Origin of the sequence: Xanthobacter lutulentifluminis (assembly GCF_043194675.2) — a bacterium.
Classification (GTDB): Bacteria; Pseudomonadota; Alphaproteobacteria; order Rhizobiales; family Xanthobacteraceae; genus Xanthobacter.
This window is the reverse complement of sequence record NZ_CM195525.1, coordinates 628,414-640,892: the sequence shown is the minus strand read 5'-3', so window position 1 is coordinate 640,892 and position 12,479 is coordinate 628,414. Positions and strand designations below refer to the sequence as shown.

Sequence of the window (12,479 nt, the reverse complement as noted above, 5' to 3'; positions counted from 1 at the left end):
CACGCTGCCGGCCGGAAGGCGTCAGATCATCGCCATGCCGCCGTTGACGTGCAGGGTCTGGCCGGTGACGTAGCCGGCCTCGTTGGAGGCGAGGTAGACGCAGGCGGCGGCGATGTCCTCGGGGGTGCCGAGCTTGGCGGCCGGCACGGCCTTCAGGATGCCCTCGCGCTGCTTCTCGTTGAGCGCGTCGGTCATGGGGGTGGCGATGAAGCCGGGGGCGACGCAGTTCACGGTGACCCCGCGCGAGGCCACTTCCTGCGCCAGCGACTTGGACATGCCGATCATGCCCGCCTTGGCGGCGGCGTAGTTGCCCTGGCCGGCATTGCCGGTGACGCCGACGATGGAGGTGATGGAGATGATGCGGCCGGAGCGGCGGCGCATCATGGTGCGCACGGCGGCGCGGGCGAGGCGGAAGGCGGCGGTGAGGTTCACCGCGATCACCTGGTCCCACGCCTCGTCCGACAGGCGCATGAAGATGTTGTCGCGGGTGATGCCGGCGTTGTTGACGAGAATGTCGATGTGGCCGCCCAGCGCCTCCTCGGCTGCGGGCACCAGCTTCTCCACCTCTTCCACGTTGCCGAGGTTGCACGGCAGCACCACGACGCGCTCGCCGCCGAGCTCGGCCGCCAGGGCGTCGAGGGCCTCGCGGCGGGTGCCGGAGACGGCCACGGTGGCGCCCTGCGTGTGCAGCGCCTTGGCGATGGCGCCGCCGATGCCGCCGGTCGCGCCGGTGACGAGCGCGGTCTTGCCGGTCAAATCGAACATGTCAGCCCCCAGTGTGTGATTGGTTTTCGGCGCCAGCGCCGATTGATGCGCGGAAAATGCGGCGCGCCCCGCCGGCGGTGACCGGCGGGGCGCGAAACGGGAAGGCGGTGCCGGTCAGGCGGCCGAGGCGGCGGCGTTGCGGGCGGCGATGAAGGCGGCCACGTCCTCGGGCGTGCCCACGGCGCTTGCGGCGATCGACTTGTCGATGCGCTTCACGAGGCCGCACAGCACCTTGCCGGCGCCCACCTCGACCATGCGGGTGACGCCCGCGCCCGCCATGTAGATCACGCTCTCGCGCCAGCGCACCGTGCCGGTGACCTGCTCCACCAGCAGGCGGACGATCTCGGCCGGGTCGGTGACCGGGGAGGCGCGCACGTTGGCCACCAGCGGCACGCGCGGGGTCATGACGGTGGAGCCGGAAAGGGCCACCTCCATCGCTTCGGCGGCGGGGCCCATCAGGCGGCAGTGGAAGGGGGCGGACACGGGCAGGAGCACCGCCTTCAGCGCGCCCTTCTCCTTGGCGATGACGATGGCGCGCTCCACGGCGGCCTTGGTGCCGGAGACCACCACCTGGCCCGGCGCATTGTCGTTGGCGGCCTCGCAGACATCGTCGCCGGCGGCCTCGGCGGCCACGGCCACGGCCTGGTCGTAGTCGAGCCCGAGCAGGGCGGCCATGGCGCCCTCGCCCACGGGAACCGCCTCCTGCATGGCGCGGCCGCGGATGCGCAGGAGCCGCGCCGCCTCGGTGATGGTGAGCGCGCCGGCGGCGGCGAGCGCCGAATATTCGCCCAGCGAATGGCCGGCCACGAAGGCGGCCTCGCGGGCCAGATCGAGCCCGGCCTCGGCCTCGAGCACGCGCAGGGCGGCGAGCGAGACCGCCATCAGCGCCGGCTGGGCGTTGGCGGTGAGGGTGAGCACGTCGGCCGGCCCTTCCCACATCACCTGGGTCAGGCTCTCGTTCAGGGCGGCGTCCACCTCGTCGAACACGGCCTTGGCGGCGGGGAAATTGTCCGCCAGCGCCTTGCCCATGCCCACGGCCTGGCTGCCCTGGCCGGGGAAGATAAAGGCGGTCTGCGGTGCTGTACGCGGCCCTTCCGTCATGGGCGCCCTCCCGATCATCAAAATTGGGGAGGGGAGAGACACCGGGATTGTGGGCGAGTCAAGGCAAGGCACCTTGACTTTGGGGAATGCAGGGTGTTCGCCTCTCCTGCTTCACAATTTGTGCATACGGCTCAGGCGAAAGTCGCGCACCGGATGCGCAGCAAACCGGGGTATGGTTTCCCGGCGCAGACAGGAAAGTGGTTCGTCGTGAAGGCTCACTGGGGTTTCATCGCAATCGTCGTCGCCGGCCTTTCAGGGGCAGCGCCGGCCGTGGGGCAGACCCTTCAGCCGGCCGCGTCCCCGTCCACCGCTGCCCGGCCGCTGCCGACCATGACGCCCTCCGGCGGCTATGCCACCACGCAGACGGCCGGCGAGGTCGCCGCCCCGGCCATGGCTGCGCCTGCGCCCGCTTCCGCCGCTGCTGCGGGCACCTCGCCCCAGCACCTGGTGGCCTATTCCGCCGCCCATGTGGACGGCCCCTACATCGCCATCACCTTCGATGACGGCCCCAATCCCGAGACCACGCCGCGCCTTCTGAAGATGCTGGCGCAGCGCGGCATCAAGGCCACGTTCTTCGTGCTCGGCAGCCGGGCCTCGGCCTCCCCGGAGATCATCAAGCAGATGATCGCCGAGGGACACGAGGTGGCCAACCATTCCTGGGATCACCCGCAGCTGCCCAAGATCCCGGTCGCCGCAGCCGACAAGCAGATCGGCGACACCAATGCCGCCATCGAGCGCATCACCGGCAAGTCGCCGCTCTATGTGCGTCCGCCCTACGGCGCCATGACCCCGGCGCTGCGCGCCCACCTGCGGGAGAAGTTCGGCTCCACCTTCGTCTACTGGTCCGTGGACCCGCTGGACTGGAAGGACCGCAACCCGCAGGTGATTCACGACCGCATCGTCGCGAACGTGCATTCGGGCGCGATCATCCTGGTGCACGACATCCACCCGACGACGGTGGACGCCATGCCGAAGACCTTCGATGACCTTCTGGCCAAGGGCTACAAGTTCGTCACGGTCTCCCAGCTGATCGCCATGAACAAGTCGGTGCCGGAGCCGAAGGTCGCGCTGAACACGCCGGCGCCGCAGAAGAAGAAGCCGAAGCCGGCCGGCACGCCCACCGCGGCCACGGCGTCCGGCACGGCCAAGCCCGCGACGACGAAGCCGGCCTCCGCCAAGCCTGCTTCTTCCGCCAACCCCGCCTCGGGTGCCAAGCCGGCCGCCACCTCCGGCCTGTTCTGAGCCGGGGCGCGGCCCGCGTCCTTCCGCCCGTTCCTTCCGCCCGCGAGGCCGGCGCGGAAAACGCCCGCCCGGGCCGGCGTGGCCTTGCTTTGTGCGGGAGATCTGCTATACGCCGCGCTTCCGTCGCACCCGGCCGGGGGCTGAACGGACGGCCTGTCGTCGCCTCGGCGTCACAGGCAGGGCCTGATGGCCCGCCGTCCCGTGTCCCCGCCTTCCGAGCTTCGCGCCTTTCCGAAAGGCAAGAAGGGCTTGGCGCCGGTGGACGGAAGGACAAGAACTGAAAGGCAGACGAACACATGCCGCTTTACGAGCACGTGTTCCTCGCGCGCCAGGACGTGACGGCGCAGCAGGTCGAGGAACTGACCACCCGCTTCAAGGGTGTGATCGAGGCGAATGGCGGCTCGGTCGGCAAGACCGAGTACTGGGGCGTGAAGTCCCTGACCTATCGCATCAACAAGAACCGCAAGGCGCACTTCACGCTGCTGAACATCGACGCCCCCGCGGCGGCGGTGCAGGAGCTGGAGCGCCAGCAGCGCATCGACGAGGACGTCCTGCGCGTCCTCACCCTGCGCGTCGAGGAGCACGAGGAAGGCCCCTCCGCCATGCTGCAGAAGCGCGACCGCGACGACCGCGGTGAGCGTGGCGAGCGCGGCGAGCGTGGTGACCGCGGCTTCGGTGGTCGTGAGGACCGCCCGCGCCGTCCGCGTCCCACTGAAGAGACCCAGGCCGAGGAGGAAAACTGATGGCTTTCGCTTCGTCCGGTGGCGCCGGCGGCGGTCAGCGCCGTCCTTTCTTCCGTCGTCGCAAGACCTGCCCGTTCTCCGGCCCGAATGCGCCGAAGATCGACTACAAGGACGTGCGGCTCCTGCAGCGCTACATCTCCGAGCGCGGCAAGATCGTCCCCTCGCGCATCACGGCGGTCTCCGCCAAGAAGCAGCGCGAGCTGTCGGCGGCCATCAAGCGCGCCCGCTTCCTGGGCCTGCTGCCCTTCGTGATCCGCTGATCGCGCAACGATGACCGGGTGCCCCCCGTGGGAGGGCACCCTTTTTCCAATCGGCGACGCGCCGCGGGGCCTGAACCCCGGGGCGTCTGCTGGGGCGGCCTGCGGGCTTCGCCTCTAACCGCGACCGCGGGACAGCTAGTCGGATGACACGTCTTCTGCTCATAGGCCTGGCGGCCGGATTGGCTTCCGCACTTCTCGCCGCGAGCGTCGCGGTGGGCTCGGTGCTGGGCGTGCCCTTCTTCTACCTGTCGCCCCTGCCGGTGATGATCGCCGGCATCGCCTTCTCGCCCATCGCAGCCATCGTCTCGGTCGCCACCGGCGGCCTCGCGCTGCTGCTCGCGTTCGGCGGCACCTTCCTCGTGACCTATCTCGTGGGCATCGGCGGCCCGGCCTTCGGCCTGTCCTACGCGGCCATGCTGGCGCGCAGCGACCCGGCCGGCCGTGACGGGCTGGTGTGGTTCCCGGTGGGCGGGCTGGTGCTGATGGCAGCCGGCTTCGCAACCGTCTCGGTGATCGTGGCGCTGTTCGCGGTCGCCGGCACCTACGAGGGCTACCGCACGGCCGTCACCGCCGCGTTCGAGGCGCTGATCTCGGCCCAGGGCCTGCCGCCGGGCGCCGGCGTGGTCGAGGACCCTGCCGCCATGGGCCGGCTCATCGCGGCCATCCTGCCCGCAATGGCGGCGGTGATGACCATGGTGTCCCAGCTCGTGTGCCTCTATCTCGCCGGCCGCGCCGCGATGATCTCCGGCCGGTTCGCCCGGCCGTGGCCGAAGCTGTCGGCCTTCCGCCTTCCGCCGGCCACCTCGCTGGTGCTGGCAGTGGCGCTGGCCCTTTCCATGGCCGGCGCGCTGCTGGGGCTGTCGGCCTCCGCCGCCACCGCCACCATCCTCGCCGCCTATGCGCTCGCCGGCTTCGCCGTGGTCCACGCGGTGACCGAGGGCCATTCGGCCCGCACCCTGATCCTCTCCGCGCTCTGGGTGACGGCCATGGTGCTGGGCTGGCCGGTGCTGGCCATGGCGGCGCTGGGTTTCGTGGACGGCGTGCTGGACCTCAGGTCCCGGATCGCCCGCGGCAACGGGCCGCCCGCCGCCAACGATCGCTGACTTTCAATTCCCGTCATTCCCGAACACATCGAACAGGAGAACCAAAATGGACGTCATTCTTCTTGAGCGCGTCGCCAAGCTCGGCCAGATGGGCGAAGTGGTGAAGGTGCGCGACGGCTACGCCCGCAACTTCCTGCTGCCGAACGGCAAGGCCCTGCGCGCCACCAAGGCGAACAAGGACCGGTTCGAGACGATGAAGATCGAGCTCGAGGCCCGCAACCTGGAGCGCCGCAAGGAAGCCGAGGCCGTGGCCGAGAAGCTCAACGGCCAGAGCGTCGTGATGCTGCGCCAGGCCGGCGAGAGCGGCCAGCTCTACGGCTCGGTCTCCACCCGCGACATCGCCGAGGGCTTCACCGCCGCCGGCTTCCACCTCGATCGCGGCCAGATCGTGCTGAACCACCCGATCAAGACCCTGGGCCTGCACGTGGTGCCCGTGACCCTGCACCCCGAGGTCGAGGTGAGCGTGCAGGTGAACGTCGCCCGCAACGCCGAAGAGGCCGAGCGCCAGGCCCGCGGCGAGGACGTCCGCACCGCCCGCGACGAGGACGCCGAGATCGAGGCCGAGCTCGCCAGCGAGCGTGCCGAGATCGCCGCCGAGCTGGAGGCCGAGGAGGGCGCCGAGGGCTGATCCTCCGGAGCGCCTCCGCCGCCCCCGGGCGGCACGGCACGGACTGACGCAGCGGCGTCCCGGCGAGAGCCGGGGCGCCGTTCGCGTTTGCGGGCGGCTTCGCGACCTCGTGTGGAGGTGCCGGGTTGCAGTCGCCGCGCGTTGGTGTTTTCATCTTGGGCGTAGCGACCATCCGCCGCGGCCGGTCAGACGTCGGAATCTTTTCGATCCCGCGAGAACCGGTGCCGTGGCGTGCGCGTTATTGCCCGTGCGGCGTGTCGCGGGAACGCTCGCGTGTGGATGGCGGTATTTGGTTAAGCGTTGATCGGGGGTGGCATCTCGGGGGCACAGCGGAGGCGGCCGATGGAGCGGTTGCTGGAAAATCTGTTGCGACGGGTCATGGTCCACGGTGCGCTGACCTTCACGACCGCATCGGGACGAACGCTCAGGGTCGGCGCGCCATCGGCGGATATGCCCGAGGTGGCCGTGCGCTTCACGGATGCCGCGACCGAGCGCGGCATCGTCGTCGATCCCGAGTTGCGGCTGGGCGAGGCCTACATGGACGGCACGCTGCGCATGGAGCACGGCGACATCGCCGACCTGCTGCACCTGCTCATGTCCCAGCCCTGCGCCGTCAATCCGACCATGCCCGCGCGGCTGCTGCATGTGGTCCGCCTGATGGGGCGGCGCGCCGCGCAGTTCAACCCGCGCGACCGCGCGCGGCGCAACGTGGCGCACCATTACGACATCGACGGGCGGCTCTATTCCCTCTTCCTCGATCACGACCGGCAGTACAGCTGCGCCTATTTCGAGCATGAGGGGCAGAGCCTGGACGACGCCCAGCTGGCCAAGAAGCGGCATGTCGCGGCCAAGCTGGTGCTCGATCGCCCCGGGCTCGAGGTGCTCGACATCGGCTCGGGGTGGGGCGGCCTCGCCTTGTATCTCGCGGAGATGGCGGACGCCCGGGTCGCGGGCGTGACCCTGTCACAGGAGCAGCTCGCCTTGTCCCGCGCCCGCGCCGCCGAGCGGGGGCTGGCGGATCGGGTCTCGTTCACGCTCACCGATTATCGCGACGTGAGCGGGCCGTTCGACCGCATCGTCTCGGTGGGCATGTTCGAGCACGTGGGGGTCGATCATTTCGGCGCCTACTTCCGCAAGGCCCGCGCGCTTTTGAAGGACGACGGCGTGATGCTGCTGCACGCCATCGGCCGCTCGGACCCGCCGGGCGTCACCAACCCGTTCATCGCCAAGTACATCTTCCCCGGCGGCTACATCCCCGCCCTGTCGGAGGTGCTGCCCCACATCGAGCGGGCGGGGCTGGTGGTGACGGATGTCGAGCTGCTGCGCCTGCATTATGCCGAGACGCTCAAGGCCTGGCGCCAGCGGTTCCTGGCACGGCGGGAGGAGGCGGCGCGCCTCATCGACGAGCGGTTCTGCCGCATGTGGGAGTTCTATCTCGCGGCCAGCGAGATGGCGTTCCGCTTCCAGGGGCTCAACGTGTTCCAGATCCAGCTGGCGCGCCGGCAGGAGGCGGTGCCGCTGACCCGCGCCTATCTGGAGCGGGCGGAGGAACGGCTGCGGCGGCGCGAGGCGGCGGCGCGCCCGCCGCTGCGGCTGGCCGGCGAATAGCGGTTCACGGCGGGGCGGCCCTCGCCCCGCCGGTCGCCCGTCGCCTCAGATGAAGTAGAGGAATGTCAGCAGGGCGAAGCACGGCACCAGGAAGGTGATCGACCACGCCATGTAGCCGAAGAAGCTCGGCATCTTCACGCCGCGATGGCGGGCGATGGACAGCACCATGAAGTTCGGCGCGTTGCCGATATAGGTCATGGCACCCATGAACACCGCGCCGGCCGAGATCGCCTCCAGCGTCACCGCCAGCGGGCCCATGAGCTGGTGCGGATCGCCGCCGGCGAGGTTGAAGAAGACGAGATAGGTGGGCGCGTTGTCGAGGAAGGCGGAGAGCGCGCCCGTCAGCCAGAAATACCACACGTTCACCGGCTGCCCGTCCGGCCCCGTCACCAGCTCCACCAGCGGCGAGAAGGCGCCGCGCGAGCCGGCCTTGAGGATGGCGATGACCGGGATGATGGTGAGGAAGATGGCGGCGAACAGCTTCGCCACCTCGCGGATCGGCTCCCAGTCGAAGCCGTTGCGCTCGCGCACCAGCGCCGGGGTGATGGCGAGCGAGATCAGCGCGAAGGCGATCAGCAGCACGTCGCGGGCGATCCACTGCAGCTCCACGTGGGTGCCATAGAGGTTGAAGGTGACGCCCGGCTTCCACAGCGCCGAGATCAGGATGGCGCCGATGATGCCAGCGAGCAGCGGCAGGTTCTGCGCGCCGCGCAGGCCGAGGCGCTCGGTGGGCGGGGTGGGGTCGGCACGCCGCGCGCCGGCATCCTCGCGGGCGTAGAAATAGCGATCGAGCAGGTAGTAAGCCACCAGCAGCAGGGCTGCGATCACCGCCGTGTCGTGCAGCAGGTGGGTGGTGGTCCAGAAGAAGCTGACGCCCTTGAGGAAGCCGAGGAACAGGGGCGGATCGCCCAGCGGGGTCAGCGAGCCGCCGATGTTGGACACCAGGAAGATGAAGAACACCACCGTGTGGACGTTGTGGCGCCGCTCGTCATTGGCGCGCAGCAGCGGGCGGATGAGCACCATGGAGGCGCCGGTGGTGCCGATGAGGCTCGCGATCACCGTGCCGATGGCGAGGATGAGCGTGTTCACCTCCGGCGTGCCCTTCAGGTTCCCGGTGACGAGAATGCCGCCGGAGACGGTGAACAGGGCGAACAGCAGGATGATGAAGGGGATGTATTCCAGCAGGGCGGTATGCACCACCTCGTGCGCCATGGCCGGCGCGCCATAGGTGGCGGCGAACGGCACCACGAACGCCAGGCCCCAGAACAGCGCCACCTTGCCGTAATGGTGATGCCAGAAATGGCTCGCCAGCAGCGGGAACAGGGCGATCGACAGCAGCATGCCCGCGAACGGCAGGGCCCAGAGCGGCGAGAGTCGCGCGCCGTCGAGCACCAGCATCCCCTCTGCCGCGAGGGCGGGGGAGGGGGAGGCGAGGAGGAGGGACAGGGCAGCGGTGCCGCACGCAAACAGGATCCCGCGACGCTGCACTGCCATTGCCACCCTCCAGATCATCCCACAGGGTTTGATGGACGAAGGCGCCGCGCGTGGCAAGCCTTGTCAGGCCCGGCGCGCCGGCCGCGCCGCTGCCGGTCCGCGAGGCGTGATCGCTGCGCCTGCTTTTGATGCGCGGCAGATGCGGCTCCGGATGCGCCCGCCCGCGCCGCTGGTGCCCGGGTGCGGCGGGCGGGGGGAGAAAGGTTGACCGGCGGGCGCGTTTCTGTCCTAGTCCGCGCGCTTTTACCCCCGACGGACCCATGACCCAAGATCGCACGCCGGACCGCGCCCAAGACAGCATGCAGGACCCCTCCCAGGCCGAGAAGACGCCGGAGCGCTACAACGCCCGCGAGGCCGAGCCGAAGTGGCAGAAGGCCTGGGCCGAGCGCGGCATCTTCCGCACGCGCAACGACGATCCGCGCCCGAAGTTCTTCGTGATGGAGATGTTCCCCTATCCGTCGGGGCGCATCCATATCGGCCATGGCCGCAATTACGTGATGGGCGACGTGCTGGCGCGCTACAAGCGCATGCGCGGCTTCAACGTGCTGCACCCCATGGGCTGGGACGCGTTCGGCCTGCCGGCGGAGAATGCCGCCATCGAGCGCGGCATCCATCCCAAGAGCTGGACCTACGAGAACATCGCCTCCATGCGCGAGCAGCTCCAGCTGCTCGGCCTCTCGCTGGACTGGAACCGCGAGATCGCCACCTGCGACCCGTCCTATTACGTGGAGCAGCAGCGCATCTTCCTCGATTTCCTGGATCACGGCCTCGCCTATCGCAAGGAAAGCGAGGTGAACTGGGATCCGGTTGACAACACCGTGCTCGCCAACGAGCAGGTGATCGACGGGCGCGGCTGGCGCTCCGGCGCCATCGTGGAGCGGCGCAAGCTCTCCCAGTGGTTCCTGCGCATCACCGATTTCGCCCAGGAGCTGCTGGACGCCATCGACACCCTCGACCGCTGGCCCGAGAAGGTGCGCCTGATGCAGCGCAACTGGATCGGCCGCTCGGAAGGGCTGGAAGTGCTGTTCGAGTTCGCCAAGGCGGGGCTTGCGCGCCTGCCGGCGGGCACCAAGGCGGTGAAGGTCTACACCACCCGCCCCGACACCCTGTTCGGCGCCTCTTTCCTCGCCCTGTCGCCCGATCATCCGCTCTCGCGCCATCTGGGCGAGAAGGATCCGGCGCTCGCCGACTTCATCGCCGAGTGCAAGAAGGGCGGCACCTCGGCCGAGGAGATCGAGACCCAGGAGAAGAAGGGTTACGCCACCGGTCTCGAGGTGGTGCATCCGCTCGATCCCAAGCGGACCGTCCCGGTTTATGTCGCCAATTTCGTGCTGATGGACTACGGCACCGGCGCCATCTTCGGCTGCCCGGCCCACGACCAGCGCGACTTCGACTTCGCCACCAAGTACCGCCTGCCCATCGTCCCGGTGGTGCTGCCGCCGGAGACCGATCCCGGCGCCTTCTCGGTGGCGGACGGGCCCTATGACGGCGACGGCACCCTGTTCAACTCCGGCTTCCTCGACGGCATGAGCGTGCCGGACGCGAAGGAGGCGGTGGCCCGCCAGCTGGAGCGCTTCCGCGTCGGCGATGCGCCGCAGGGCGCGCGGCGCGTGAACTTCCGCCTGCGCGACTGGGGCATCTCGCGCCAGCGCTACTGGGGCTGCCCGATCCCGGTCATCCATTGCGACGCGTGCGGCCCGGTGGGCGTGCCGCGCGAGCAGCTGCCGGTGGAGCTGCCGGACGACGTGACCTTCGACCGCCCCGGCAATCCGCTGGACCGCGCCAAGGCGTGGCGCGACGTGCCGTGCCCCAAGTGCGGCAAGCCGGCCCGGCGCGAGACCGACACCATGGACACCTTCGTGGATTCGTCCTGGTACTTCCTGCGCTATGCCTCGGACAATGTGGCCAAGCCGCTGGACAAGGCCGCGGTCTCCCACTGGCTGCCGGTGGACCAGTATATCGGCGGCATCGAGCACGCGATCCTGCACCTGCTCTACTCGCGCTTCTTCACCCGCGCGCTGAAGAAGTGCGGGCGCGTGGACCTGGACGAGCCGTTCGCCGGCCTCTTCACCCAGGGCATGATCGTCCACGAGACCTACAAGGATACCGACGGCAAGTGGCTGTTCCCGGAGGAGGTCAAGCTCCTCGGCACCGGCAAGGCGGTGAAGATTTCGGACGGCTCGCCGGTCACCGTCTCCCCGCCGGAGAAGATGTCCAAGTCCAAGCGCAACGTGGTGGCCCCCGAGGTGGTGGCCGACACCTACGGCGTGGACTGCGCCCGCTGGTTCATGCTCTCCGACACCCCGCCCGAACGCGACAGCGAGTGGACGCAGGGCGGCATCGAGGGCGCCTGGCGCTTCGTGCAGCGCGTGTGGCGGCTGGTGAACGAGGCGGTGGAGCTGGGCGCCGCGCCCGGTGCGCCGCGCCCGGGCGCCTTCGGCGAGCAGGCGCTGGGCCTGCGCCGCGCCGCGCACGTCCTTGTCGCGACGGTGGCCGAGGATATCGAACGGCTGCGCTTCAACGTCGCCGTGGCCCATATCCACGAGTTCGCCAACGTGTTCGGCAGCGCGGTCGCTGCCGCCCGCAACGCGAAGCCGGTTCCCGAAGACCTCGCCTTCGCCCTCACCGAGGCGGCGCAGATGCTCGCCGCGGTGGTGGCGCCCATGGTGCCGCACCTCGCTGAGGAATGCTGGGTCGTGCTCGGCCACGACACGCTCGCGGCCGAGGCCGCCTGGCCTCAGGCCGAGCCCGAGCTGCTGCGGCAGGACACGGTCACACTTCCGATCCAGATCAATGGCAAGAAGCGCGACGACATCGTCGTCCCGCGCGAGGCGACCGCCGCCGAGGTGGAAGCGGCGGTGCTGAAGCTGGAAAGCGTGCAGCGGGCTCTCGACGGGCGCGCGCCGAAGCGTATCATCGTGGTGCCGCAGAGGATCGTGAATGTCGTTGCCTGATCCCTCGTACCCCGCGTCCCGCCCCGTGCCGTCCCGCGCGGGCATCTTGGCGCGCCTCGCGCTGGTCGGCGCGCTGTCGGCCGGCCTCGCCGGCTGCTTCCAGCCGCTCTATGCGGACAACGCCCCGGTGGGCGGGCCCGCGCTGATCGACAAGCTCAAGGATGTGGAGATCATCCAGATCCAGGGCCGGCTCGGCAACGAGCTGCGCAACGACCTGATCTTCGATCTCACCGGCGGCGAGGGGAACCCCAAGGGCGCCCCGCTGCAGATGGTGATCTCGGTGGATTCGTCCACCTCCTACGCGCTGGTGAACTCGGCCTCGGGCCTGCCCGAGAACCAGATCATCCGCGTCACCGCCAACTGGCGCCTCATCAAGGCCGGCGACGAGAAGAAGAAGGTGCTGGCGCAGAATTCCGCCACCGGCACCGCCACCATCGACGTGAGCGACCAGCGCTTCGCCAACTACAGCGCCTCCATCGACGCCGAGAAGCGCGCGGCGCGCTCGGTGGCCGAGCAGATCAAGGCCCAGCTCTCCGCCTATTTCATCCGCACCGCCAACACGCCCGGCTCGGGAAGCTGAG

The 12,479-nt window shown here is 69.7% G+C and carries 11 protein-coding genes; 8 read left to right on the top strand and 3 right to left on the bottom strand.

Annotated elements, in window-relative coordinates:
* Window positions 1-21 precede the first annotated feature (21 nt).
* Entirely contained in the window at window positions 22-765 is a 744-nt protein-coding gene (fabG, locus tag V5F49_RS02870; protein ID WP_394114680.1) for a 3-oxoacyl-[acyl-carrier-protein] reductase, read from the bottom strand.
* 114 nt (window positions 766-879) lie between these two features.
* Window positions 880-1,866 (bottom strand): ACP S-malonyltransferase, encoded by a 987-nt coding sequence (fabD, locus tag V5F49_RS02865; RefSeq protein ID WP_394114681.1) that lies wholly within the window; start codon window positions 1,864-1,866, stop codon window positions 880-882.
* A 270-nt stretch (window positions 1,867-2,136) separates the two neighbouring features.
* Here fabD and V5F49_RS02860 point away from each other — a divergent pair, with 270 nt between their 5' ends.
* The 6 genes from V5F49_RS02860 (at window position 2,137) to V5F49_RS02835 (ending at window position 7,450) form a co-directional block, all read left to right on the top strand.
* Window positions 2,137-3,108: a polysaccharide deacetylase family protein gene (locus V5F49_RS02860; protein WP_394114682.1), complete on the top strand. Its 972-nt coding sequence runs from the start codon at window positions 2,137-2,139 to the stop codon at window positions 3,106-3,108.
* A 296-nt stretch (window positions 3,109-3,404) separates the two neighbouring features.
* A complete protein-coding gene (gene rpsF, locus V5F49_RS02855) occupies window positions 3,405-3,851 on the top strand; it encodes a 30S ribosomal protein S6 (RefSeq protein WP_394114683.1) in 447 nt (148 codons plus the stop codon).
* Window positions 3,851-4,111, top strand: a complete 261-nt coding sequence (gene rpsR / locus V5F49_RS02850; protein ID WP_168456403.1) for a 30S ribosomal protein S18 — start codon at window positions 3,851-3,853, stop codon at window positions 4,109-4,111. Before rpsF ends, rpsR begins: the two co-directional genes overlap by 1 nt.
* 179 nt (window positions 4,112-4,290) lie before the next feature.
* Window positions 4,291-5,214: a DUF2232 domain-containing protein gene (locus V5F49_RS02845; RefSeq protein ID WP_394114684.1), complete on the top strand. Its 924-nt coding sequence runs from the start codon at window positions 4,291-4,293 to the stop codon at window positions 5,212-5,214.
* Between the two features lie 46 nt (window positions 5,215-5,260).
* A complete protein-coding gene (gene rplI / locus V5F49_RS02840; protein ID WP_394114685.1) occupies window positions 5,261-5,842 on the top strand; it encodes a 50S ribosomal protein L9 in 582 nt (193 codons plus the stop codon).
* 342 nt (window positions 5,843-6,184) lie between these two features.
* Window positions 6,185-7,450 (top strand): cyclopropane fatty acid synthase, encoded by a 1,266-nt coding sequence (locus V5F49_RS02835; protein ID WP_394114686.1) that lies wholly within the window; start codon window positions 6,185-6,187, stop codon window positions 7,448-7,450.
* Window positions 7,451-7,495: 45 nt separating this feature from the next.
* Here V5F49_RS02835 and V5F49_RS02830 read toward each other — a convergent pair whose 3' ends face one another.
* The gene (locus tag V5F49_RS02830) at window positions 7,496-8,944 is read right to left on the bottom strand and encodes a sodium:proton antiporter (protein WP_394114687.1); all 1,449 of its coding nucleotides are present in this window, start codon (window positions 8,942-8,944) and stop codon (window positions 7,496-7,498) included.
* Between the two features lie 299 nt (window positions 8,945-9,243).
* Between V5F49_RS02830 and leuS the strand changes: the two genes are divergently transcribed.
* Both leuS and lptE read left to right on the top strand, forming a co-directional pair.
* Window positions 9,244-11,898 (top strand): leucine--tRNA ligase, encoded by a 2,655-nt coding sequence (gene leuS / locus V5F49_RS02825; RefSeq protein ID WP_394114899.1) that lies wholly within the window; start codon window positions 9,244-9,246, stop codon window positions 11,896-11,898.
* Window positions 11,885-12,478, top strand: coding sequence for an LPS assembly lipoprotein LptE (gene lptE / locus V5F49_RS02820; RefSeq protein ID WP_394114688.1), 594 nt, complete (start codon window positions 11,885-11,887; stop codon window positions 12,476-12,478). Before leuS ends, lptE begins: the two co-directional genes overlap by 14 nt.
* Window position 12,479 lies beyond the last annotated feature (1 nt).